At 37.9% G+C, this 24,240-nt stretch carries 18 protein-coding genes, 2 pseudogenes and 1 CRISPR repeat array; of the genes and pseudogenes, 10 read left to right on the top strand and 10 right to left on the bottom strand.

Translation table 11 applies throughout. From position 1 onward, the window contains the following. The 4 genes and pseudogenes from tnpC (JOC73_RS08350) to JOC73_RS08365 form a co-directional block, all read right to left on the bottom strand. Nucleotides 1–1,056 (bottom strand): IS66 family transposase (gene tnpC, locus JOC73_RS08350; protein WP_204402022.1); only part of this gene is annotated, 1,056 nt, incomplete at its 3' end. Between the two features lie 91 nt (nucleotides 1,057–1,147). Further along, nucleotides 1,148–1,498 (bottom strand): IS66 family insertion sequence element accessory protein TnpB, encoded by a 351-nt coding sequence (gene tnpB / locus JOC73_RS08355; protein WP_204402024.1) that lies wholly within the window; start codon nucleotides 1,496–1,498, stop codon nucleotides 1,148–1,150. Next, nucleotides 1,492–1,803 (bottom strand): IS66 family insertion sequence element accessory protein TnpA, encoded by a 312-nt coding sequence (tnpA, locus tag JOC73_RS08360; RefSeq protein WP_204402026.1) that lies wholly within the window; start codon nucleotides 1,801–1,803, stop codon nucleotides 1,492–1,494. Before tnpA (JOC73_RS08360) ends, tnpB (JOC73_RS08355) begins: the two co-directional genes overlap by 7 nt. A gap of 86 nt (nucleotides 1,804–1,889) precedes the next feature. Further along, nucleotides 1,890–2,219, bottom strand: a pseudogene (locus JOC73_RS08365) (IS66 family transposase); the annotation flags it as partial. Nucleotides 2,220–2,238: 19 nt separating this feature from the next. Here JOC73_RS08365 and istA point away from each other — a divergent pair. After that, nucleotides 2,239–3,723 carry an IS21 family transposase gene (gene istA, locus JOC73_RS08370; RefSeq protein ID WP_204402028.1) on the top strand — a complete coding sequence of 495 codons (1,485 nt, stop codon included), beginning with the start codon at nucleotides 2,239–2,241 and terminating at the stop codon, nucleotides 3,721–3,723. Nucleotides 3,724–3,758: 35 nt separating this feature from the next. After that, entirely contained in the window at nucleotides 3,759–4,463 is a 705-nt protein-coding gene (gene istB, locus JOC73_RS08375) for an IS21-like element helper ATPase IstB (RefSeq protein WP_207755082.1), read from the top strand. A gap of 67 nt (nucleotides 4,464–4,530) precedes the next feature. On the opposite strand, the gene tnpC (JOC73_RS08380) is transcribed toward istB, so the two are convergent. From tnpC (JOC73_RS08380) to tnpA (JOC73_RS08390), 3 genes are all read right to left on the bottom strand, one after another. Further along, nucleotides 4,531–5,880 (bottom strand): IS66 family transposase, encoded by a 1,350-nt coding sequence (tnpC, locus tag JOC73_RS08380; protein WP_204402030.1) that lies wholly within the window; start codon nucleotides 5,878–5,880, stop codon nucleotides 4,531–4,533. A gap of 112 nt (nucleotides 5,881–5,992) precedes the next feature. Beyond that, nucleotides 5,993–6,349, bottom strand: coding sequence for an IS66 family insertion sequence element accessory protein TnpB (tnpB, locus tag JOC73_RS08385; protein WP_204402032.1), 357 nt, complete (start codon nucleotides 6,347–6,349; stop codon nucleotides 5,993–5,995). After that, complete coding sequence (gene tnpA, locus JOC73_RS08390) at nucleotides 6,343–6,705, bottom strand: IS66 family insertion sequence element accessory protein TnpA (RefSeq protein ID WP_204402034.1); 363 nt, start codon at nucleotides 6,703–6,705, stop codon at nucleotides 6,343–6,345. The genes tnpB (JOC73_RS08385) and tnpA (JOC73_RS08390) overlap by 7 nt, the downstream gene beginning before the upstream one ends. Before the next feature lie 153 nt (nucleotides 6,706–6,858). Further along, nucleotides 6,859–10,924: a CRISPR direct-repeat array (repeat unit 30 nt; unit sequence CCCTTAATAGAACTAGAGTAGAATGTAAAT). A gap of 233 nt (nucleotides 10,925–11,157) precedes the next feature. Between tnpA (JOC73_RS08390) and pcrA the strand changes: the two genes are divergently transcribed. After that, on the top strand, nucleotides 11,158–13,359 hold the full coding sequence (gene pcrA, locus JOC73_RS08395; protein WP_204402036.1) for a DNA helicase PcrA: 2,202 nt from the start codon (nucleotides 11,158–11,160) through the stop codon (nucleotides 13,357–13,359). Between the two features lie 15 nt (nucleotides 13,360–13,374). After that, a complete protein-coding gene (gene ligA, locus JOC73_RS08400) occupies nucleotides 13,375–15,366 on the top strand; it encodes an NAD-dependent DNA ligase LigA (protein WP_204402038.1) in 1,992 nt (663 codons plus the stop codon). Between the two features lie 96 nt (nucleotides 15,367–15,462). On the opposite strand, the gene JOC73_RS08405 is transcribed toward ligA, so the two are convergent. The 3 genes from JOC73_RS08405 to JOC73_RS08415 form a co-directional block, all read right to left on the bottom strand. Continuing rightward, a complete protein-coding gene (locus tag JOC73_RS08405; protein WP_204402040.1) occupies nucleotides 15,463–15,642 on the bottom strand; it encodes a hypothetical protein in 180 nt (59 codons plus the stop codon). A gap of 222 nt (nucleotides 15,643–15,864) precedes the next feature. Beyond that, nucleotides 15,865–16,269, bottom strand: coding sequence for a rubrerythrin family protein (locus JOC73_RS08410; protein WP_204402042.1), 405 nt, complete (start codon nucleotides 16,267–16,269; stop codon nucleotides 15,865–15,867). Between the two features lie 203 nt (nucleotides 16,270–16,472). Next, nucleotides 16,473–16,631, bottom strand: a complete 159-nt coding sequence (locus tag JOC73_RS08415; protein WP_204402044.1) for a hypothetical protein — start codon at nucleotides 16,629–16,631, stop codon at nucleotides 16,473–16,475. Nucleotides 16,632–16,749: 118 nt separating this feature from the next. Here JOC73_RS08415 and JOC73_RS08420 point away from each other — a divergent pair, with 118 nt between their 5' ends. From JOC73_RS08420 to rph, 6 genes and pseudogenes are all read left to right on the top strand, one after another. Continuing rightward, nucleotides 16,750–17,343 carry a DarT ssDNA thymidine ADP-ribosyltransferase family protein gene (locus JOC73_RS08420; protein WP_204402046.1) on the top strand — a complete coding sequence of 198 codons (594 nt, stop codon included), beginning with the start codon at nucleotides 16,750–16,752 and terminating at the stop codon, nucleotides 17,341–17,343. Nucleotides 17,344–17,432: 89 nt separating this feature from the next. Beyond that, nucleotides 17,433–18,419 carry an AIR synthase family protein gene (locus JOC73_RS08425; RefSeq protein WP_204402048.1) on the top strand — a complete coding sequence of 329 codons (987 nt, stop codon included), beginning with the start codon at nucleotides 17,433–17,435 and terminating at the stop codon, nucleotides 18,417–18,419. 337 nt (nucleotides 18,420–18,756) lie between these two features. Further along, nucleotides 18,757–20,844: an N-acetylmuramoyl-L-alanine amidase gene (locus JOC73_RS08430; protein ID WP_204402050.1), complete on the top strand. Its 2,088-nt coding sequence runs from the start codon at nucleotides 18,757–18,759 to the stop codon at nucleotides 20,842–20,844. 172 nt (nucleotides 20,845–21,016) lie between these two features. Then, complete coding sequence (locus tag JOC73_RS08435) at nucleotides 21,017–21,541, top strand: DUF2179 domain-containing protein (protein ID WP_204402052.1); 525 nt, start codon at nucleotides 21,017–21,019, stop codon at nucleotides 21,539–21,541. 91 nt (nucleotides 21,542–21,632) lie between these two features. Further along, a complete protein-coding gene (locus JOC73_RS08440) occupies nucleotides 21,633–22,619 on the top strand; it encodes a GerMN domain-containing protein (RefSeq protein ID WP_243427903.1) in 987 nt (328 codons plus the stop codon). 239 nt (nucleotides 22,620–22,858) lie between these two features. Continuing rightward, nucleotides 22,859–24,239: pseudogene (gene rph, locus JOC73_RS15515) on the top strand (ribonuclease PH). Nucleotide 24,240 lies beyond the last annotated feature (1 nt).

The raw sequence follows: 24,240 nt of genomic DNA on the forward strand, positions 1-24,240 counted from the left end.
CACTATTATGTCATGGAACTTTCTTCTAATGTGAGCAAGGCAATATATCCTTTTTATATTTTCAACCTTATTATACCCAGCGTAGCCATCAGTTTGAAGACTTCCAGAGAACCCACTTAAAAATCCTTTAGGACAAGACCCCGATCTTGTTTTTTGATAGTCATAAATGACGATAGGGCTATCTTTATCTGGGGACTTATAGAGCCACATATATTTTTGTTTCTTTGACTCCTTACCCTTATCGTCTAAAACTTTTAGGACTGTTTCATCAGCCTGGATATAGTTTCTTTTTAGGAGTTCTTCTTTCATTAATTTGTAGATTGGCTCCAGTTCATTAGCTGTGCTAATGATCCAGTTTGAAAGGGTCTGTCTAGAAAGATTCGCTCCCATCATCTTAAAGTAGGTTTCTTGCCTGTATAGAGGCATAGCGTGTTGATATTTTAAATTGATTACATGACTAAGAAGCTCGTTAGAAGCCATGCTCTTATGGAGCAAGGTACTTGGAGCTTTTGTTGTAACTATATTTGCCTGATCATTATTTTCTTCACAGGTTTTACAAGCGTAGCTGTAGGTAATATGCTCTTCTACATAGAGCTTCGCTGGTATATATTTCAGGACTTCTTTAGATTTAGTACCGATAACTACTAAATCATTGGAGCAATCCTTACAGGACTGTTCACTTTCATCTAACTTGTGCTCTACAACTACTTTTTCTAGGTTAGCCAAGTTGTCTTTTTTACCAATACTTTGAGAAGTTTTAGTTCTTTTGTAGGTGATTTCTTCAACAGTAGGCTCTTCGGTTTTTAAGTTGCTATGATTTTCGGCTTCATCAAAAAATGATACCTGCATTGAATTCGTCTGCTCACTAGAAGAACCAAACATTTTTCTATTTTTATTAAGGATTTGATTTTTAAGATATGATAACTCATTCTTTAAAGCTGCTATTTCTTGGTCTTTAGATTTTATTTCTGTATCCTTCGATTCAAGTTCTTCCTCCATCTTTAAAATCAATTCTTTAGTTTTTTCATCTAATTGGTTATGTAAATTTAAACTCATTTTTCACCCTCATTTTATATTTTCTTACATAACAATTATACCACAAAACCATTGTAATTTCATTACTTACAGTGGTTTTGTGGTATCTTTTTTAGAAGCAATTTCTTTCCTCAACGGGTTTAAATTTTGAACCATTTCTTACTTCATATCCTTTAAGAAGCCACCTTAGTTCTTCTTTAGAAACCTTTAGAGCTTCTTCTTTTGACATAGGCCACTTGAATTTATTTCTTTCCAGTCGATGATAATATAGCCAAAATCCATCATCAAAATGTAGTATTTTAAGTTTATTCATCTGCCTATTGCAAAAGACAAATAGTGCTTTTTCAAAAGGGTCTAATTTAAACTGGGTCTGTACAATCATACTTAATCCATCTATATTTTTCCTCAGATCAGTTATCCCACACGCCAAATATACCTTGTTTACTTGAGCTATATTTAACATAATTCCATCAGCACCCCAAGGATATTCGATAGAGCTATTTTATCATTACTTGGTATATGTATTTTGGCTTTACCTATTTCTACCTTGATGCTGAATGCTGAATGTGAAGTAGATGGAATAGCTCCTTCTTTAAAACTAATAGAATGGAATACAGGAGCGTTCCTCTTTTTTGCCGCCTTTCTGTGGTAGTAAAATTGGTGAAGGCTTACATTATTCTCTTTGCAGAAGGACTTTATCGTCCCTTCATAGGTAGCGAACTTCTCTAATATATTCTCCCAGTCAATAGCTGTCGCTGTACTTGTCAAACAGATCTCCTCCTTAGAAGTTTTATTATCTGTATTCTAGCAAAGCTTCTATTTGCAGGCTAGGCGGAGATTCTTTGACGGTTACGTCGTGTTAATATATATTCTAAATACTTGTAGGGATTTAGGCCACACGCCTTTGCTGTTTCAACTAAGGAATATACACTTGCACTAGCCTTTGCCCCTTCAGGACTACCACAGAACTCCCAGTTCTTTCTTCCTACTGTAAATGGTTTGATGCTATTTTCTGCTATGTTATTAGATATTACGCAGTTACCATCTTCAAGGTACTTCTCTAGCTTTTCTTTGTGATTGATTGCGTACTTGTGAATGCTAATATATAAGTGAGCCAATAAGGACCTTTGTGCTGATGAAAATGTGAGCCACTTTTCAAAAATATCCTGTAAACTAATAATAATAGACTAGTTTACGGGGAGGATGAAAGGTGTGATCATTAACGTGGACGTGTACCAACAAATTAGAGAGATGAGTACAATCCAAGGTATGTCTCAAAGGGCTATTGCTCGAACTCTTGGCATTTCACGAAATACTGTAAAAAAATATTGTGATGGTAATAATGTGCCTTGGGATCGCAAGGAATACAGCCGAAAGGCTGATGTACTTACTGACGATGTATTGGATTTTATCCTCCAATGCCTCGAAGAGGACAAGGCTACTGGCTTAAAGAAGCAACAACATACAGCTAGGAGAATCTATCAGCGCTTAGTAGATGAAAAGGAGTTTACCGGTAGTGAATCCACAATACGTTCAGCTGTAAGTCGCATTAAAGCAAGTATTCCCAAATCCTTTATCCCCCTTGAATTTGATCCAGGTGAAGCTCTACAGGTTGACTGGGGTACTGCAACAATATATCTAGATGGCGTTAAGACCACAGTGAACCTTTTCTGTGCAAGGCTATGCTTTAGCTGCGCAATCTTTGTTAGAGCTTTTAAACAACAAAATGAAGAATCCTTCTTAGAAGGTCAGATGCAAGCCTTTGAATACTTTGGAGGTATTCCTCATAAGGTTATCTTCGATAACGCAAGAGTTGCTGTTAAGGAAGGTTTCGGTCAATATGCAAAGCTACAGAACAGATATAAGGCCTTCAGCGCTCACTATGCATTTCAACCAACATTCTGCAATGTAGCAAGTGGTAACGAAAAGGGCCTTGTAGAAAATCTAGTTGGCTTAGCCAGAAGAAACTTTCTAGTCCCAGTCCCAAAGGTTAAAGACTTGACCATATTAAATCATCTACTTCTTGAAAAATGCAACCAATATAAACAACATGTGATACAAGGTAGAGAAGGAAGTGTAGAAACAAGGCTACGCCAAGAACTACCATACTTTTACTCACTACCTAAGTACCGCTTTGATACGAGTAAGACTGTCACTGCAATTGTTAACGAATATTCTACTGTTCGATTCGAAAAAAACAACTATTCAGTACCTGCTTTTCATATTGGTAAAGAAGTTACTGTAAAAGCCTTTGGCAATTCTTTGGAAATCTATCATAAGGCTACTAAAGTTGCTAGTTATGAACGTATTTACGGAAGTGGTGGACAAACGAAATATACTCTAGAGCATTATATGAGTATGCTAGAACAAAAACCACGTGCTGTATTTCATGCTAAGCCAGTTCGCCAAAACATCCAAAAGGAGCTGTTACAGTGGACTACATCCTTCCCTAACGGGAACCGAGACACCGTCAAACTTCTTCGGTTATGCTTAGACTATGGAGTCGATAAAATCTTGAGTATTAAAAAGCAGATTCCTTCGGATGTACAGCCATCCATTGATTTGGTGCTTAGCTACTTAGATGTGCCTACTGCTACAAATATTATCCCCATTCATAAAGACGTAGTTGTAGATACTGTTGACTTATCTGAGTATGACAAAAAATACGGAATGGCGGTGAGTAAATAGTGGCAGATATTAATGTAAAGGCACAAACTATTTCATTGTACAGTAAACAGTTAAAGCTTCCTACTTTCTGTGATTATGAAAATATAATACGTCAACTAGATACCCGTAAGGGATATGAAGATTTCCTATTGGAATTATTAAAACAAGAGTGCGATCAGCGCCAAGAAAATAACCAAAAGCGCAGAATTAAGGCAGCTAAGTTTCCATACATAAAGACCCTAGATGAATACGAATTTAATCGACTAAAGCATGTAAAAGAGCCGTTTTTATGGGAACTCAGTGGCTGCGATTACATAGATAAACACCAAAATATTGTCATGATAGGAAACCCAGGAACGGGTAAGACCCATCTATCCATAGGCTTAGGCCTTAAAGCATGTACCAATGGATATAGCGTGCGTTTTTATACGGCAGCCTCACTTGCAACAGAATTGGTCGAAGCCAAGGAGTATAAAAGACTCATGAAGCTGGAAAAGCAGCTATCCAAGGTAGATCTTCTTATTATAGATGAACTTTCGTATCTTAGCTTTAACCGTCACCAATCTGATTTGCTATTTAAAGTTATATCTGATCGTTCCGAGAAAGGAAGTATTATTATTTCTACCAACTTAGAGTTCTCTAAATGGACAGAGCTATTTGACAATCCTACCATGGTTTCAGCTCTAGTAGATAGAATTACTTTCCGTTCCCATGTATTAAATATGAATGGAGATTCCTACCGGAAAGACACGACTCGATAACTGATGTATAAATTAAGGGAAGTATGGATTCATCTCCTCGCTTTCCTTCTTTTATAAATAAGGTGGCTCAAAAATTCATTATCACGTGGCTCACTTTTTCGTTAGCACACGTGGTATAGAAATTCATTAGCACATGGCTCAAAAATTCATTGACATTCACAGCGTACTGAAGTGCTGTGCCAATTTTAGATTTTGGTAACACTTGTTCTTTTTCTTTTTCTGCCCATGACCAAAAGGCCTCTAATACGGGCTTTTCATGTTTTAGACGCTGTTCTTTCCTCTGTTCTGGTGAGAGGTCTTTAAATTTTCTTTCCCAGTCAAATAGCTGATTGCAGTATGCAATTCCCGTTGCTGGAAGGGTTGCTTCCGGGCTCTTCATATCTTTTGGACTTGCATCCACGAAGTATCTCCGGACGTGGGCCCAACATAAGCAGTGCTTGATATCTTTGACCTTTCCATACCCAGAGTATGCATCAGTGTGAAGATACCCATCAAATCCTTTTAGGAATTCTTTTGCATGATCACCAGACCTCCCGGTCTCATACTGGAATATCCTTACTGGATTTTTTGCTTCCTTGGATGTTGTATATACCCACATATATGACTTTGAGGTATTCTTCTTCCCAGGCTCATTTAGCACTTGTACCGGTGTCTCGTCTGCATGCAGATATTTTTCACTCAGTAGCTCTTGGTGAAGTCTTTCTACCACTGGCGTCAGCCACTCTTCTGATGTCTTCAATATCCAGTTTGATAAAGTTGCTCTAGTTATTGGAAAGCCCATTTGCTTCCAGTCTTTTTCTTGACGGTATAGGGGAACTGCCTGTACAAACTTCTGATACATTGTCCAAGCTACGCTAGATGCTGTCGCATATGAGTGCTGCAGTACTGGCTCAGGTGTATAGGGATTTATGATCGAAGGCCGGCCTTCTTTCTTACACTTTCTGCATTCATATGTCTCCTGATATATGTTTACAATGCTAATTTCAGCAGGAATATATTTAATTTCTGAACGCAGGAACTTCTTACCTGCATCTGATAGATCTGCTTCGCATGCAGGGCAGGTTCTTTGAGACTCATCTAATTTGTAAACATGGTCCTGTTGTGGCAGGTTTTTAAATATTTCTTTTCTTTTATACCCTGAACGGGTTCTTTTAACAGGCTCTTCGAATGGTACTGGTTCAAGTACTGTCAAATCTGCATTAACTTCTGCTTCATTGAATAATCCCAAAGCTATTTCACCAATCACAAGTTGACCATCGATTACAGCTGTTTTCTCAGACTTTTTACCATAAAGCTTCTTTAAAAGGTATTCTAAATTCTCATTGGAACGCTGAAGCTCTTTTCTCAATGATTCTATGGTTTCATTTTGGGATTCAATTGTTTTTTGAAGTATTTGTATCAGAGAGCTTTCAGTCATTGGAATCTAGCCTTTCTTCTTATGATTTTCCTATCTTAATTATATCATTTTTTGAGTAGAAAAGCCACATAAAAAAAGACTCAAAACCCTGTATTTTCAAGGTTTTAAGTCTTTATATTAATCTCTTCTTATCAAGTTTTGGGATGATTTTTTTCTGGTGGATTGATAGGCCCTCCACCAGCCAGCGGTATTGTTGTGGCGTTAATTCCATGACTTCCCTCGGGTCCTTTGGCCAGTTAAATTTCCCTCCTTCAAGACGCTTATACAGTAGTAGAAATCCATCACCTTCCCACAGCAAACCCTTTAATCGGTCACGTCTTCTTCCACAAAACAAAAACAGGCTTTTATCAAAGGGATCCAGTTTAAAGTTTTGTGCAACAATTGCTGATAAGCCATCTATTGATTTTCTCATATCTGTATGACCACATGCTACATAAACTCGAATAAATCCATCAAATTCTGCTAACATAGGCTGCCCAAAATACGAAGGGTTTGCTCCAGGGTTTGAATATTAGCACCATTCTTTATCTCAACAGAAAAACCTTGCCCCTTTACTACAGCACATGTATCATTTTTATTTTCGTAAGTAGTATCTTCTTCTCTGATCTCAACAGCGGCAAAAGTGGCCGGAGGTGCATGTAATTCTTTTTGTACTAAAGCAACGGATTCATTTCGTATTACTCTTAACCAGTAGTAGTATTGACTTGATTTAATTGAGTTTTCCTTGCACCAGTCCCTAATTGTTTTCCCACTACTTCTACATTCAGAGATAATCTGCCGCCATTCGTTAATCCTTACCTGATGATTTACTTCCCTCATATCCATAGCAATCCCCCTGAGACTTTTAAAGTTTTTGTAACACTAGTAAAGACTTTAAAAGTATTAGATTTGATTCTATTGTCTCATTCAGAAAGCAACTTGAAAATACATCTATTATTGTACGCTTACTAAATAATGATGGAAGTGGTGCAGGTGCACCCCTTAATAGAACTAGAGTAGAATGTAAATGCTATTAACATATAACTGGAATTGGCTGCCTTTAATCCCTTAATAGAACTAGAGTAGAATGTAAATGTGTAGTCTTTGTCTATGATGTAACTTTCAGGAAACCCTTAATAGAACTAGAGTAGAATGTAAATTAGAGTATCTAATTACGAAATGCACCGTTTCTTCCCCCTTAATAGAACTAGAGTAGAATGTAAATCCTTCATAGCGGATTGGTTCTTGATTTCGTCAATTTCCCTTAATAGAACTAGAGTAGAATGTAAATGTGTCATTCGGCAGTGGACATAGTATGGTGTACACCCCCTTAATAGAACTAGAGTAGAATGTAAATTTGACATATAGGACCACGCTCTATTATTAGATCGCCCCTTAATAGAACTAGAGTAGAATGTAAATCTGGGAACTGAAAACTATAACGTCGAAGACCAGAATCCCTTAATAGAACTAGAGTAGAATGTAAATTCTCCAATGTAGATAAGTAATCACCTAAATTATTAACCCCTTAATAGAACTAGAGTAGAATGTAAATACCTAACTCATACACAAATGAAGAACAAGAGATATCCCTTAATAGAACTAGAGTAGAATGTAAATTTAGAAGAACACAGGAAGGCTTTAAATCTGATATCACCCTTAATAGAACTAGAGTAGAATGTAAATTCGTCTATAATGCTTAATAGTCTTTGTAACTTCTTGACCCTTAATAGAACTAGAGTAGAATGTAAATCCTTATATATATTTCTCTCATTGGTAATTCCTAATACCCTTAATAGAACTAGAGTAGAATGTAAATTCTTTTTTAACAATAATCATATGTAGTTCTTTGGCCCCTTAATAGAACTAGAGTAGAATGTAAATGCGAATGTCATAACTTCCTGCAGCTCCCCGGCAGAGCCCTTAATAGAACTAGAGTAGAATGTAAATGTAATCCACGGCGCAGCATGACTGGTTCCGTAGTCGTCCCTTAATAGAACTAGAGTAGAATGTAAATTAGATAATACGTTTCGTAGCTTCTTTCTTACTTGGCCCTTAATAGAACTAGAGTAGAATGTAAATCCCACGGAGAGCATGAACAACTATTAGGTAGACGTACCCTTAATAGAACTAGAGTAGAATGTAAATAAGAATGATGAACACAAAGAGGAAAGAACTAAAACATCCCTTAATAGAACTAGAGTAGAATGTAAATACATATCCATCAGCTCCTTCCAAGGAAATTTAGTACCCCCTTAATAGAACTAGAGTAGAATGTAAATGTGCTTTTACTAAGCCAGTTGAATCGTGGGGCAAATGCCCTTAATAGAACTAGAGTAGAATGTAAATGCATGAAATGATGAACAATAATCATCGTCCTTAACCCCTTAATAGAACTAGAGTAGAATGTAAATCTTTGTTCCTTTCTTAGTGATAGTTCCTTGCATAACCCTTAATAGAACTAGAGTAGAATGTAAATATATATAACTAAGCATCTTTAATGCGTGAACAATTCCCCCTTAATAGAACTAGAGTAGAATGTAAATCATTTTTAATAAGACTAATCGTTATTGTTCCTTGTCCCCTTAATAGAACTAGAGTAGAATGTAAATTGATGAAATTTCAAGGATTCGATGAAGATGAACCATCCCTTAATAGAACTAGAGTAGAATGTAAATGAACATGCTTGGCTATTTGAAGAAGAAGGATTAGAGCCCTTAATAGAACTAGAGTAGAATGTAAATAAGAAACTATCAGCCATGGAACAGCTAAGACTTCAGTCCCTTAATAGAACTAGAGTAGAATGTAAATATAAAGAACAAGAAGCGATTATAAATAAAGGATTCGTCCCTTAATAGAACTAGAGTAGAATGTAAATTATTGATTACTAAAAGCCAAGAGAATACAGTCACTAACCCTTAATAGAACTAGAGTAGAATGTAAATTTTGGATTCATCCAATGGCCATCATTGACATACTCAGCCCTTAATAGAACTAGAGTAGAATGTAAATAACGATGCAGCAGGAGCAGTGATCAAAAAGTCATCTACCCTTAATAGAACTAGAGTAGAATGTAAATCTATTTTGAAATGACACACCAGCCAAAGTCATTACTGCCCTTAATAGAACTAGAGTAGAATGTAAATTAATATATCACTCCTTTGATACTTTTTTGCATAGCCCTTAATAGAACTAGAGTAGAATGTAAATCCAATTTACACTCCCACCTAATCGAATAACATCTCCACCCTTAATAGAACTAGAGTAGAATGTAAATGTATCCTCCTAAATGGCTACCGAGGAATTATTCAAAACCCTTAATAGAACTAGAGTAGAATGTAAATGCATATGACAGTAGCGAAGTAAGTTGTCGGAGCCTTCCCTTAATAGAACTAGAGTAGAATGTAAATTAATATAAAACCACCTATTAAATATCCCATAATCTCACCCTTAATAGAACTAGAGTAGAATGTAAATATGGAATTTTTATACTGTTGCGATATAAAGGCTGACCCTTAATAGAACTAGAGTAGAATGTAAATTCTTTTTCATAAGATTATTAGCTATTGCTATACTTACCCTTAATAGAACTAGAGTAGAATGTAAATAATTAACTCCTTCATTTTAACCCTCCTAAATTATCTTCCCTTAATAGAACTAGAGTAGAATGTAAATATAAAATGGAAGCAGATGAGGTTGGGAAGGTATCTGACCCTTAATAGAACTAGAGTAGAATGTAAATTTGGTCATGGGATGGACAAGCCATTATGGACCACAACCCCTTAATAGAACTAGAGTAGAATGTAAATCCATGCTCCACCATCAGCTTCAAATATTGCTGCTGCCCTTAATAGAACTAGAGTAGAATGTAAATTTAGGAATTAGGTTCTTATTTTCCTCTAAGAGAAGACCCTTAATAGAACTAGAGTAGAATGTAAATATATCCTTCCCCTAGGCATATTACAATTTAACCCCCCCCTTAATAGAACTAGAGTAGAATGTAAATTTAGTAGCGTGTCTTTAACCTCACTACTGTGTAGAATCCCTTAATAGAACTAGAGTAGAATGTAAATTATGCAGTGCACAAATTAAAGTGGGACACATGGATCCCTTAATAGAACTAGGGTAGAATGTAAATTCGAAAATGAAGAGGGAGAGATCATCAAAAAGCTGGCCCTTAATAGAACTAGAGTAGAATGTAAATAATTGTGGCTCATTAATGCTTCTATCATAGATTAATACCCTTAATAGAACTAGAGTAGAATGTAAATCCGCATAACGATCAACGGACAGAGGAAAATAATTAAGCCCTTAATAGAACTAGAGTAGAATGTAAATGAAGTCTTCGGGATCTATCAGCCAATACTTAAATCTCCCTTAATAGAACTAGAGTAGAATGTAAATTTAACCTGCATATTCCAGGAGTGAACACCATTCCACCCCTTAATAGAACTAGAGTAGAATGTAAATGAAAAATTGACAATGGAAGAAATTGAAGTGATCAAGACCCTTAATAGAACTAGAGTAGAATGTAAATATAGGTGAAACAGTGACAATAAGAACAGCCAACGACCCCTTAATAGAACTAGAGTAGAATGTAAATGGAGGTAGTAATGTTTAAGCATACATGTACTCTATGCCCTTAATAGAACTAGAGTAGAATGTAAATTGATTTTAATAGATTTAAAGTCTTTACCTTTATCACCCCCTTAATAGAACTAGAGTAGAATGTAAATGTAATACACTCAATATCACGGTTAGTATGGTTGCCTCCCTTAATAGAACTAGAGTAGAATGTAAATACTTTAGTCATAAGGGCTATAATTTCTTCTTGTCCCCCTTAATAGAACTAGAGTAGAATGTAAATTTATTTTTTGTTTAGCTATTCTTACCATTCTTTTTTCCCTTAATAGAACTAGAGTAGAATGTAAATCTTTCATTGATCAGTCTTACCTCTCCACCAATAAATCCCCTTAATAGAACTAGAGTAGAATGTAAGTTAATTTCATCGGGTGTCATATGTCCTTTGGATTCTCCCTTAATAGAACTAGAGTAGAATGTAAATGTAACCTGTCTAACCATGTTTCTATGTCTATCCTGCCCTTAATTGAACTAGAGTAAAACAGAAGGATTTAAGTATTTAGTAGGTTCTATAGCTACTAGATTAAAAGAACTAGATCAAAATGGAGTTCAAGCAATGCTTTCAATAGTTTTTCACAATAAAACAGCCCTTATTGAATAACCTCCCCAAATAAGGTAAGATAGACATATCAATATGATTTGGAAGGGAGCAAAAAAATGGATTTACGTCACCTTAACCAACAACAACGGGAAGCCGTTTGTCATACAGAAGGCCCCCTATTAATACTAGCGGGGGCAGGGTCTGGTAAAACTAGAGTACTGACCCACCGTATCGCATATTTAGTAGAAGAGATGGAAGTATTCCCATATAGGATATTAGCCATTACTTTCACCAACAAAGCAGCTAAGGAAATGAAGGAAAGAATCGAGAATCTGTTGGGGGAATACTGTAGAGATATATGGGTTAGCACCTTCCACTCCTCCTGCGTTAGAATCCTAAGAAAAGACATAGATAAAATTGGTTATCAAAAGAATTTCGTTATTTACGATACCTCCGATCAAGAGGTGGTTATTAAGGAATGCATAAAAAAGCTTGAGTTAGACGACAAGCTTTTCCACCCTAGAGCAGTTTTGGGGGAAATTGGGAAAGCTAAAGATCAACTAATGGGATACAAAGAGTTCCAACAAACCCACATGGGGGACTTTAGAAAGACCAAGATTGGCAAACTCTACGAAATGTACCAAAATAGATTAAGAAGCAACAATGCCCTTGATTTTGATGACCTGATCATGAAAACAGTAGAGTTGTTTCAGACTAATCCAACAGTACTTAGATTCTATCAAGAAAAATTTCAATACATCATGGTGGACGAGTTCCAAGATACCAATATTTCTCAATATCAGCTGGTGAACCTGTTGTCCCGAAGTCACAAAAATCTTTGTGTAGTAGGGGATGATGACCAATCCATCTATGGATGGAGGGGGGCGGATATTAGAAATATCCTTGGCTTTGAGAAGGACTTCCCAGGAGCAAAAGTTATCAAACTGGAGCAAAACTATCGCTCAACGGAAAATATTCTAAATGCCGCAAACCACGTGGTAGCCAACAACCAGCAACGGAAGAATAAAAGACTAATTACAGAAAACCCCTGTGGTGAGATTATCCAATACCACAAGGCGGTAAACGAATATGAAGAAGCCCAATTTATTGCTGCAAACATCAAAAAGGTAAAAAGAGAAGATGAGAAAAGATATTCTGACTTTGCCATCCTTTATAGAACCAACGCCCAGTCCCGTGTGCTGGAGGAAATTATGTTAAAGGAGGGGATCCCCTACAAGCTATTTGGGGGGTTGCGATTCTACGATCGTAAGGAGATCAAAGATATTTTATCCTACCTTAAAATGGTGGAGAACCCTGTGGATGATGTTGCTCTCCAAAGAATCATTAATGTACCTAAGAGGGGTATTGGGTTAAAGAGCATTGAACGGGTGGCGGACTTTGCTGCTGAAATGGGGGAGAGCTTATTTAGTGCCTTTCTAGATGTGGATGATATTCCACAGCTTTCAACAAGGGTAAAGGTACAGGCCAACAAATTCACCGAATTAATTGTAGATCTAATCCAAAGAAAAAATGAATTATCTGTTACAGAAATCGTTTCGGAAATTTATGAAAAAACAGGGTATATTGATGCCCTTATGGAAGAAAATACAGTAGAGTCCAAAAGTCGTATTGAGAACCTTAAAGAGTTCCAATCCTTAACAAAGGATTTTGATGAAAATGCAGAGGTCAAAACCCTTGAGGAATTCCTTGCCCGTACATCCTTAGAATCTCCGGTGGATAATATGGCGGAGGATGATGATGCAGTGGTATTAATGACCCTCCATAGCGCTAAAGGGCTAGAGTTCCCCATCGTATTTATTCCAGGGATGGAGGAGGGAATATTCCCTTCAAAGATGTCCCTAGATGAAGACAACGAAGAGGAAGAAAGAAGACTTTGCTATGTAGGGATTACCCGTGCCATGGAGAAATTATTCATGACCCATGCTGTCATGAGGACCCTATATGGACGATCAGGCTACAATAGTCCATCAAGATTTATCAATGAAATACCAGCAGAGTTAATCGCTAAAGAAGCCCCAAGAAAAGGTGGGTACGACCGTAAAGCAGAAGTACGGCAAATGCAAACATCTCCATTATTTAGGGGAGAAAGGCAGAAGGAACCTATTGCTACAAAGCCAGTGGGTAACGGTGGTGGCAGTACAGGAGGCAGCTACAAGGCAGGCACAAAGATTAAACATCCTAAGTTTGGAATCGGTACAATCGTAGCAGTGGACAAGGACATGTTGAGTATTGCCTTTCCAAATGGCGGAATCAAGAAGATTGCAGCAGGATTTATTAAACTAGAAATCATCCAATAAAATAGAGGTGAAACAATGGGTCAAATAGAGGAAATGAAGGAACTGGTGAGGCAGTTAAACAAACACAACCATCAATATTATGTACTGGATAATCCTTTAATCAGTGATAAGGAATATGATGCCCTATACGATGAATTGATTCAACTAGAAAAAGCAACAGGAGAGGTGCTACCAGATTCGCCTACTCAACGGGTGGGGGGAGAGCCTTTGAAGAACTTTCTGCCCCACAGACACATTGCCCCCCTATGGAGCCTAGACAAGTCAAAGACAGCAACAGAGCTATTGGCTTGGGATACCAGGGTAAGAAAGCTACTTGAGGGAAAGGATTTACCTATAGAATACGTAATGGAATTAAAATTTGACGGATTAACCATCAACCTCACTTATGAAGATGGGGTATTGGTACAAGCTGCAACTAGAGGAAATGGAACTGTAGGGGAAGGCATCTTAAAACAGGCGAAGACCATTAAAACAGTTCCCCTTAGGATTGAACATACAGGCAAGATGGAGGTACAGGGAGAAGGGATTATGAAACTCTCTGTATTGGAAAAGTACAATAAAACGGCGGCAGAACCATTAAAAAATGCCCGAAATGCGGCAGCAGGGGCTCTGCGAAACCTAGACCCCAAAACAACCGCCACTAGGAATTTAGATGCCTTTTGTTATAACGTAGGTTATTCTGAGGGAATGGACTTTGAAACCCATTTAGAGGTCATCGCATTCTTAAAGCAACAGGGATTTCCTGTAAATAGCTACCTAAAGCATTGTAAGACAATCCAAGAGGTAGTGGAGGAAATTGAAATTTTAAAGGTCAACCTAAATGAACTGGATTTCTTAATAGACGGAATCGTAATCAAAATCAACCACATCAAAACCCGTGATGCCCTAGGCTATACTCAAAAATTCCCTAGATGGGCAATGGCTTTTAAATTCGAAGCCCAAGAGGTGACCACTACATTAAATAAGGTAGTGTGGCAGGTGGGTAGAACTGGTAAATTGACCCCAGCGGCGGAGCTAGAGCCTGTCGATATAGGTGGTGTCACAGTGAGCCGTGCCACCCTCAACAACTGGGAGGACATTCAACGAAAAAGGGTCAAAGTAGGCTGTAAAGTCTGGCTAAGGAGATCCAACGACGTCATCCCTGAAATTATGGGGGCCATCGAAGAAGAGTGTGAAGATGCCACAGCAGTAGAAAAGCCAGAGACTTGTCCTGACTGTGGTAGTGAAGTGGTGGAAAAGGGTGCCCATATTTTCTGTCCCAACTCCCTTTCCTGTAAGCCCCAGTTAGTTTCTAGAATTGTCCATTATGCCAGCAGAGATGCGATGGACATAGAGGGCTTCAGTGAAAAGACAGCAGAACAGCTTTTTGAATCCCTTGGACTAAAGGGAATCGCTGACCTATATGAATTAAAGTATGAGGACTTAATCAATCTTGAACGTTTTGGAGATAAAAAAGCCCGTAATCTACTGGATTCTATTGAAAAGAGCAAGGAGTGTCAGTTGGATGCCTTTGTCTATGCCCTAGGGATTCCGAATGTAGGACGTAAGACAGCATCGGATTTAGCAAAGCATTATCAATCCTTGGAAGCTATTATGGAGGCAAAAGTGGAAGAACTGGTGACTCTGCCAGATGTAGGGGAGATTGTTGCCAATAGTATCGTAGAGTTCTTTGAAGATGAAACCATCATGGATAGTATCAGAAAGCTATTGGCAGAGGGGGTAAATCCTCAACATGAAGTCCAGGTAGAGGTTGAAAATACCATCTTCAAGGATAAGACTGTGGTGGTGACTGGTACGTTGGAGCATTTTAGTCGTAAAGAGATTAAAGATCAGTTGGAAAAGCTCGGGGCAAAGGTGGCAGGCAGTGTCAGTAAAAAGACAGACTTTTTGATCGCAGGTGAAGAAGCAGGAGCAAAGCTAGAAAAAGCCCAAGAGATTATAGCTTCAGGTGTTGAGACAAATCTAAAAATACTAAATGAAGAAGATTTTATGAAAATGATGAAATAAAAGCAACTAAATCAGCATATGCAAAATACAAAAAATGGCATACCCTTAGGGGTACGCCATTTTTTGCAATTCATTTCTACTCGTTAGTCCCTGGGACTATCTCCAGAAATAAGGTCCTCCAAATAATACTACTAGCAATAGGAAGAAGAATAGTAAATCATCACCAAATCCTGCGAATAAACCGCAGTTACAGAAGATGATCACTAGTAATAGGAAGAAGAATAATAAGCTACTTTCTCCACCAAAGATACCGGCTACTGGATTACAACTTGACATAACAACACCTCCCTTTAATGTGGGGTTTACTATCGTAATACATATTATGAAGGAGGTGAAAATTGGTGACTTGGCAATAGGAAATAAGTAGGGAGTAATTTAGGAAGCAAATAGACACATAGAGGAGTAAAATATAGATAAAAGATAAAATATAGATAAAATATAGAGTAAATAAAAAAAGACCTATGTTAGAAGTTCTAAAGGGGCTTCTAACATAGGATCTTACTTTTTAAGTTGCTTTTTCAATTGTTGCATTAAACCAAGGTATCTCTTTTCGTGTTCTGCCTCAATAATTCTTAGATTTTTTAAATACTCGGCAATCGCTTCAAAACCTTCTTCGCGAGCCACTCTTTCGTATTCCTTATAGAGGGTAGCTGTTTCATAATGTTCGCCCTCTGCTGCATGACGTAGATTTGTAAGGGTGTCATGGGTACCGCTTAAAAAATTAAGTAAATCCAGTGCGTGATCTTCCTCCTGTTGGGTAGTATCAAGAAATATGTCTGCTATATCCGGATAGCCTTCCTCCACTGCTTTTTTTCCAAAACTTATGTATTTATTTCTAGCTTGACTTTCACCAGCAAAAGCATTCCATAGATTTTTTTCCGTTTGGGTCCCTTTGAGATTCATTGAAGCCCTCCTTTATATAATACTGTACTGTACTTATTTTAGCACATTTTTATAAAAAAATAAATTAAATCTCCGGAGTAGGAAAGGTTGCCAGTGCTCTTTATTAAGAAAAAACATGTATCCGCCGAGGTTAGCCGAAGATACATGCTTTTTCATGTTAAGTAGATTTTGAACTAAAAATACATATTGCTTGGTGGAATGGCCTATAATAATTTGGAATCCTCTTGTAGCATTTTCTCTGCTTTATTTTTGAAATACGCACAGCTCTTGTGGCTGGGTTGAGACACCGATGTTACATGAGTCAAAGTGCAATTTCCTTCATTTTCATAAACACAGGGATTGTTACAGTGAATAGTAATCATATGAGCCACCTCCTAATGATAGTGTGTGAGGATTGGATTATAGAATACATTGAAATTATTGCTACTTAATAGATAAACCTATGGATGATTGAAATATAGGAATGTAAGGAGAAATGAAATGTTTTTTGAAGATTATACCAAAACAGGAGTGGTTTATCACATAGCCACCATCAATGATTTAAAAAAAATTATTGAAGAAGGAATTCAATACGATGATAAGGTGACCTATAGGACGAAATATTGTGATTTTCATCAGTTTCTAGACCACCACAGGCATGAGGGAATTCCTACTTGGGTCAATCGTAGCCGGGCAATTTTTGCCTCCATGAACTATCGAAATGCACCCCTTTTTCATTCCCATTCTGTGGTATTGGCAATAAGAATAGATGAAGAGAAATGCTGGGTCGCCAATGAAAATAGGGCGAACCAACTTTATGAGCCCTTTGTATTAAAGGAAATCCCTCAATTTGATTCCGCTAATGCCTACATTAATAATGTAGGCATTGAATTAATCAGGGACTACTGGGGGAGTTCTTTAAGCTTTAAGGATAATCTACAAAAACGATACGACCAAAAAGAGGGATATGATGCAGAAGTATTGGTCCTTCATTCAATTCCTCCAGAGGATATTGAAATTTTATACATTATATCTGACCATCGGGTATTGACCCTACAGGAATGGATGGGTGTTTTCCTTAAAGAAGATATTTAAGCATATTTCAAGAAACTTTTATGGGATTTTCCCTTTGACGATATGATATAATACCGTTAGTATCTGATATACAGAGGGGGATGCAGGTAATGAAAATCGGGAAAGTACCTACTGAGGTTCTAAAGGAAATTATTTTTTCAAATATTACCCACCACAGGGAGGAAGTATTGGTTCGGCCTGGAGTGGGGGAGGATTGTGGTGTAGTCGATTTCGGGGAGTATGTCTGTGTATTAAGCTCAGACCCCATAACAGGGGCAGCAAAGGACATAGGCAGCTTAGCCATACATATATCTTGTAATGATGTTGCCTCCAATGGTGTAGAGCCTTTAGGAATTATGATGACCATACTGGCTCCTGTTGGGACAACTAAAGAGGATTTACTAAGAGTGATGACGGATGCCAACGAAGCAGCTACATCCATCAATGTAGAGATCATAGGAGGTCATACGGAGATTACAGATGCGGTAAATCGTATGATTGTTTCCACCACCGCCATCGGAAAGCAACCAAAGGTTAAAATGGTGTCATCCAAGGGAGCTCAGGTGGGGGATGCTGTAATTATGACGAAGCATGGGGGACTGGAGGGTGTTTCCATCATTGCTACTGACCTGTATGACATATTAAAGGATAAAATAGATGAAGCGGTACTAGAAAGAGCCATTACTTTTGGGAAAGATATCAGTGTTGTTAAAGAAGGGGTATTGGCAGGAAATCTTGGAATTGTCAACAGTATGCACGATGTAACAGAGGGGGGCATACTGGGGGCATTATGGGAGCTGGCGGAGGCTTCTGAACTTGGCATTGTCGTAGAAGGGGATGCAATCCCTTTCATGGAGGAAACTATTGAAATTTGTAGTAGTTTGTCCATTGACCCCATGAGACTGATTTCCAGTGGAGTGATGGTGATGACGGTTTCTCAGGAGAATAAAAATCAGCTACTAACAACCCTTAGGGAAGCGGGGATTGATGCAACAGAAGTAGCCACCATCACAGAGGAAAATCGGAAAATACGATTGGGTGGAGAATTAGTTCCATTAGATCCACCTAGGGAAGATGAGTTGTATAAGGTAATATAAAATTGAAGTTGAAGTTGAACTTACCTCCTTCGCAGGATAAATGTGGGGGAGGTTTTTCTTTGAGGGATAAAGTAAATAGAGACTTGGAGACTAGGGTAAAAGACCTATTTTATTGTAGAGATATTACAAGTTCATGTCATTATTACATGTTGATTACAAATAGTGGGATGTGTTGACATAAGTTTTTACGAAATGATATAAATATAAGTAGAGCGGAGAGATTTACATTGAAAATGATTGGTTTTTGTAGTATTGTAAAATATTGTCGAAATGGCATTAGAGATAGAGGAGAATGATTAGGACATAAAAACTTAAACCACAAAAGGGGGACTAACTGATGAAAAGAGTTATGGGGATAGTGATGATCATTCAATTATTGCTATCATTATTGATTGTTAATGGAAACGGTGTTGAGGCTATTTCCAATACCAGGTACATAGAACTGGAGATGGGCGGTAAAATGGTGAGCTTCAAGGAAGCCAGCTTGCGACTTAACGATCAAGAAATTCAATCGGACGTGCCTCCTATAATACATGAAGGTAGAACCTTGGTACCCTTAAGAATTATCATGGAAAACATTGATGCCGAAGTTCTATGGAATAAAACAACTCAAGAAGTAACCCTAAAGACTAAAGATCAAAAAATTGTTTTACAAATAGATAAGGGTGAAGCAACAGTCAATGATGCGAAGGTTCCATTACCCGATGGAGTACCTCCAAAGTTGATTGGTGCCCGTACGATGGTCCCCATTCGTTTTTTAGCTGAAACCATTGGTATAGAGGTAGGGTGGAATGGTACAACCCAAACTGTTTTCCTAAAGCATAAAAAACCTGTAGTAGCCCCTGTTGAAGAGGTGAGAGCTTCAGCTATTAGAGTCAATACCAATGGATACTTCCCAGAGATTAGAATAAAGACTTCAAAAGAAGTAGAATATACAGAATCATCTTTACCAAATCCTACCCGTTTAATATTTGATTTTAAAGGAGTAAAATTTGATTTGGTTGACAAGACAAACCTTCTTGGGGATGGAACCTATAGACTACCATTGCTGGAGAGTGTAGTAAGGGTGATTCGAATTGCTCAGTTTCAACCAGAGCCTGATTTACAGACAAGAATGGTGTTAGAAATGGGGGGGACAGCCACCCACAAGGTACATTATGATAAAGCCACAGGAGAAATGGTCATTGGTTTTACCAATAATGTAAAAAATATCAAAACCGAAACAAGAAACTTGAAGGAAGTAGTTGTCATTGAAGGAGATAATGTTCGAGATTATAATATTATCAGACTAAGCAATCCTGAGAGATTGGTGGTGGATATTAAAAATGCCTACCTAGAGAGTGAAAATAACTATCAGATGGATATAAATAGTAAGATGGCAAAGAGTATTCGGGTATCACAGTTTACTCCGGATCATCATTATAAGCCAGATGATAAAATTGTAAGGGTTGTAATCGACCTTCAAGCAAAGGACCAGTATCCAGAGCCAGTCTTTGAAGTCATGAATAACAACCAATTGGCGGTACACCTAGAGGGGAAACCCTATAGTCGGTTAAATTATGAATCAGTAGGATATACCACATCAAAATTAGTATTTAGAGGGACTGCAATTAGTAGATATCAAGTTACTCGTTTGCCAAACTCAAATACGCTGGAAATCTTGGTGCCAAAGTCAAATGGTCCATTGGACTTTTCCGATATAATAGTTGGAGACTACATGATTAAAGATATCAAAGTTGACACCACTACTTCAAATGATAATTACCGAGTACTTGTGGAGGTGTCGGAGGAGGTAGAGCATGCGGTGCTTACCCCAGAGACAACAAAGGATTTAGAGCTACAACTTAAGAATAAAAATAAATACCATGAGTTTCTAATTATTATTGACCCAGGTCATGGGGGGACTGATCCAGGGGCTATTTCTCCTAAATTAAAGCTAAAGGAAGCAGATGTCGTACTAGATGTATCCCATCGGTTGAATAAACTATTGAGGGAAGCTGGATTTAGAACATACATGACTAGAACAACCGACCATTATATCACCCTAGAGGATCGTGCAGGGGTTGCAAATCAATTAAACGGAAATCTGTTTGTCAGCGTGCATGCAAATGCTTTTTCAGGTACCAAGGCAGAAGGACTGGAGACGCTATACTACCCAAGTGAAATTAACCCTGATGACCCAAGAAACAATAAAGGATTAGCCCAATTGTTCCAAAATGCTATGGTGGAAGATCTAGGGGGAGTAAATAGGGGAATCGTTCCTAGGGAGAAAATTTATGTGACCAGAGAGACAAAAATGCCAGCGGTGTTAGTAGAGCTTGGATTCCTAACTAATCCTGCTGAAGAACAAAAACTAGCCACAAATGCCTATCGTCAAAAATCAGCAGAAGCCCTATTCAAGGCTATTGTAAAGTATTACGAATAGCTAGTAAACAAGTTGTATATTTAATATCAGAATTAATATCAGACTAATCGCCTCCAGACCTGTGATCATATTAAAATCATGTGGGATGGAGGTTTTTTTACTAGCCTGCTATGATTAAAATATAAATTACTGTAGAATATAATAAAATATAAAATGGAATAGGAGGGGGAATATGGAGTTAATTTTGGGTTATCTATTCATCTTTTTTGCAAGATTGACGGACGTGAGTATGGCCACTATAAGGATGATTATGGTGGTAAGGGGGAGAAGAAAGCAAGCGGCCCTCATTGGTTTTTTTGAGATTATCATTTACATTTTAGCTATTGGAAAGGTATTGGAGGGTCTAAACAACCCCATTAATATCATCGTCTATGCCCTCGGTTTTGCAACAGGTAATTATATGGGGGTATTTTTGGAGGAAAAGATGGCATTGGGAAATATCATTGTTCAAGTAATCACTGAGCACGATGTCATGAAGCTAGTGGAAACCTTAAGGGATGAAGGTTTTGGTGTTACAGTTTTTGAAGGATATGGACGACGGGGAATCAGACATCTTATCAATGTTACCCTAACTAGAAAAAATCTTCCCAAGCTTTATGATGTCATAGACAAGCATGACAAAAATGCATTTATCACTGTTATGGATGCAAGGTCGATACGGGGCGGATATTTTACTAGAGGAAGCAAGAAGAAATGAAGAATAGAACAACCCCTCCCTTAATATAATGATATAAAAGCCTTCTTAATTTGTAACATTGGAGGGACTTTATGATGGGGGGACATATTTCATGAAAAAGTACAAATGGTTCTATGGGTTAGTTGTATTATTGATGGTAACGATGATTACTGGGTGCTCAAATCCCCTTTCTGCGCTACTAGGGGATGATGATACGACTGATGTGAGCATAGTCTTGGAGGAAGAAATCCAAGAAGATGCAAGGGAAACAGTTTTATATTTCCGTGATGATCAAGGGATGATTATTCCTGTAATGAAGAGAATACCTTGGGAAGAAGGAATTGCTAAGAGTGCCTTAAGACATTTAGTAGATGGTCCTGCAATCAGGGAGGAATTAGCTTCAGATGGCTTGTTACCAATCCTACCAGAGGGTACTGAGGTTTTAGGGATGTCTATTAGCGAAGGATTATGTAAGGTGGACTTTGACGATGCCCTATTGGAGTACGAAACAGAAGTAGAAGAAAAGGCTATGCTTCAATCCCTTGTTTATACTTTGACAGAATTTGAAGCCATTGATCAAGTTCAAATCTTAGTAAATGGTCAAGTAAAGAATAAGTTGAAGTTTGGTTCAAGGATAGATATGCCTTTACAAAGAGAAAACATCAACCTTTCTGGCGTAATTAATGATGGTGAAGTTCCAGTGGTGGTTTACTACAAGACTTCTGGAAATGGATTGGATAGCCACTATGTACCTGTAACCAAGTCTGTTCAAGCTATCAAAGCCGATATAAAAACTGTTCTTGTGGCATTGCTAGAGGGAGCACCGGAAGGCATGGGATTATATAGCGAATTACCAGAAGGCGTAGTTGTAAACGATGTATTTGTTAAGGATGGAATTGCCTACATAGACTTTTCAGAAGAAATCAATAGAATACCTGACAACAAGGATATACAACAATCCTTAGTTAATGAAATCGGTCTTACTTTAAAAGAAGTAGAGCCCAGCATCGCACAAATCAGAATCCTTTCTTCTGGTAGTGAGATTGAAATGGCAGAGGGAGTTAACCTAAACTTACCAAACTACTCTAACGAGTATTAAATACTAAGAACAATACAAAGAAATAAGATAAAGATTAAAAACCTTGGAAACTATACTCTTGTATAGGCTCTCTAGGTTTTTTATTTTGCTTCAAAAGCGAATAGGGAAGAACATAGCTGAGAAAGATAAAGTATAGCTAAAATCTAAAGAGAAAATAAGCATAATTATGGAAAGTATGATACAATACTAAATGAAAAAACTAACTAAGGCAAGATTTAAAAATGAAAGGGTGGGATATTTTGAGCAGAATAGATGGAAGAAAGAATGACGCAATCAGACCAGTTAAGATCACAAGGGATTTTACTAAAAATGCTGACGGTTCTGTACTGATTGAAATGGGAGAGACAAAGGTGATTTGTACAGCTGCCATAGAGGATCGTGTACCCCACTTTTTAAAGAATTCTGGAAAAGGATGGATTACTGCTGAGTACGGAATGCTACCGGGGTCCACCCAGACTAGAAAGGTAAGAGAGTCTTCTAGAGGTAAGGTAGATGGAAGGACGCAGGAGATTCAAAGGTTAATTGGTAGAGCTCTCAGGTCTATTGTGGATCTAGGTGCAGTAGGAGAGCGTACCATTTGGATAGATTGCGATGTAATACAAGCTGATGGAGGAACCCGTACAGCTTCTATTACGGGAGCATTTGTAGCCTTAGTTGATGCCTTCTACAAGCTAAAAGAAAAGGGACAGATTGAGAAACTACCTATTAAAAGTATGGTGTCAGCCATTAGTGTAGGTATTGTTGAAGGAGAGCATATGTTAGACCTTTGCTATCAAGAGGACTCCAATGCAAAGGTAGATATGAACATTATAATGACCGATAAAAAACAATTTGTTGAAGTGCAGGGAACAGGAGAAGAAGCTCCCTATAGCTATGAAGATTTAATGGAAATGCTACGTCTTGGAGAAATAGGAAACCAAGAATTGATTAGACACCAAAAAGAAGCTCTAGGTACCATCGCTGATGAAATAGGGCTTTAATAAAATTATTACAAAGGTGGGAATCCCATTGGAAAAGAATATTGCAGTTGTGGCAACAGGAAACAAACACAAACTAGAGGAAATTGGAAAGATACTAGAGGATTTTTTCTTGCAGATCAAATCCATGAAGGATGTGGACTTGGAGGGACTACATATAGTGGAGGATGGTAAAACCTTTGAGGAAAATGCATTGATAAAGGCTAGAACGGTAATGGAAAAGACGGGTATGTTTACCATTGCCGACGACTCAGGGCTGGAGGTGGATTACATTGACAAACAACCAGGAATCTACTCTGCCCGTTTTGCTGGAGAAGGTGCCACTGATGAAATGAATAATAAAAAGCTGCTGGGTCTTTTAGAGGGAGTTCCCCAAGAAAAACGAAGTGGAAGGTTTGTTTGTGCCATGGCGGCAGTATTCCCCGATGGAGATGAAATCGTGCTACGGGGTGAATGTGAAGGTAAGATTGGATTTGAGGAAAAGGGGAAAAGTGGCTTTGGTTATGATCCGTTATTCATCGTTCCCCAATATGACAAGACCTTTGCAGAGTTAGGGCCAGAGATTAAGAACCAGATGAGCCATAGGGGAAGGGCTTTGAAGAAATTAAAGGAGGCTCTAACTAAAAAGCTGGGGGGGAAATAGG

The organism is Alkaliphilus hydrothermalis, from assembly GCF_016908555.1.
Taxonomy (GTDB): domain Bacteria; phylum Bacillota; class Clostridia; order Peptostreptococcales; family Natronincolaceae; genus Alkaliphilus; species Alkaliphilus hydrothermalis.